The 1,366-nt window shown below is 32.7% G+C and carries 1 protein-coding gene and 1 pseudogene; both read right to left on the bottom strand.

Annotated features, from left to right (window positions below; translation table 11 throughout):
* Window positions 1-574 (bottom strand): annotated as a pseudogene (locus CQA53_RS11465) (hypothetical protein); the annotation flags it as partial.
* Complete coding sequence (locus tag CQA53_RS11470; protein WP_115544022.1) at window positions 567-1,244, bottom strand: hypothetical protein; 678 nt, start codon at window positions 1,242-1,244, stop codon at window positions 567-569. The gene CQA53_RS11470 and the pseudogene CQA53_RS11465, both read right to left, overlap by 8 nt.
* Window positions 1,245-1,366 lie beyond the last annotated feature (122 nt).

Below are 1,366 nucleotides of genomic sequence, written 5' to 3' on the forward strand. Positions count from 1 at the left end.
TGAAGCTTTTACCTTTCTTGCTCTTTAGCTTTACTCTGCCATTATGAGGACATTTTAATTCATTATCTTCTAATATAGGACAGAGGAAGGCAGTGGAGATTATTTCTTTATTCTCTTTAGAATCTTTTGCTTTAGATTCTAAGAGTGCTTTTTCTTTCTCTTCTATCTCTTGAGATTCTTTGCTATTACATTCTAGTTTGATATGTAGGCTAGAATGAATAAGAGAATAATGAAGTATTGTAAGTGTAGAGGAGTGGAGGAATATTTGGAGGGTGGAAGTGGATATATTCTTGTCATTGCGAGCCGATTTATCGGCGTGGCAATCCATAGTATTAGAATCTTTGTTGCTTAAGTCTTCATTACCTTGCAAGTAATATATGGGTTTATTTGTATTGAATCCCATATTGCTATCATTAGAATCTAATTCCCCAAAGAAGCATTCATTATGAGGTTTATTAGATTCTGTGCCACCTGTGAGGTGGATACCTTGAAAGTGTATATCTGTATATCCTTGATTTTCTAGTTCTTGTGCGTCAATAGTTTGGTTGTTTTCTCCTACATACAGACTACGCATTATATTCCTCCTGTTGTGTATAGTAAGCTTTTGCTAGAGATATTTCATTATTAAAGTTTTCAAATTTTCTACTTGCTTTAGCTATCATTACTTTGATATAAGTCTGCATGGATTCTTGTGTTATATTGCCATAATATTTGAGATTATTAGCGATGATGAGAGAATCTCCCTTTAGCACATACGCATATTTACTTTTGTCTGCTTTAGAATCTATATACGATAAGTCAAAATCTTGATAGCTAAAGTCATTTTCTTCATCAGCTATATAAAATCTTTCTTTTTCGTGATTAAAGGTAAGCAAAGATATTTTATTATCTTTATCATCATACATTTTTGTTTTTATAGTCTCTAGCTCACTTGCTATATATATCCCTGTATTTACTCTCCTTGCCAAGTCATCTTGTTTAATATAAAGCTTAAAATCATTTAATGCAAGTGGTATATCTCCATTTATGGAGCAAGTTTGCTGATAGTTAGTATATTCTTGATTGATATTAAAGAATTCTTTATCAAAGGCAAATGGGATTTGATTGTCTCTCAAATGCTTCGTATCACCAAGTGCTTTTGTATGCTCTTCCTTAAAAGTAAGAGGAAAGATATAATTATCAAGCGTAGTAAGATTTGTATAGTATATACTAAATGCCTCGAATCCCTTTTCACTCTCCCACAATTTGACGAAATCCCCAAGTATCATATATAAGTGGTTGCTTTTTCACAAGTGTAATGCACTCTTGCAATGCCTTTCTTGTCTTTTTATCAAGCTGGATTTGCTCCATTTTGAAGCGAGGAGTC

This window comes from Helicobacter didelphidarum (assembly GCF_003364195.1).
GTDB classification, from domain to species: Bacteria; Campylobacterota; Campylobacteria; order Campylobacterales; family Helicobacteraceae; genus Helicobacter_A; species Helicobacter_A didelphidarum.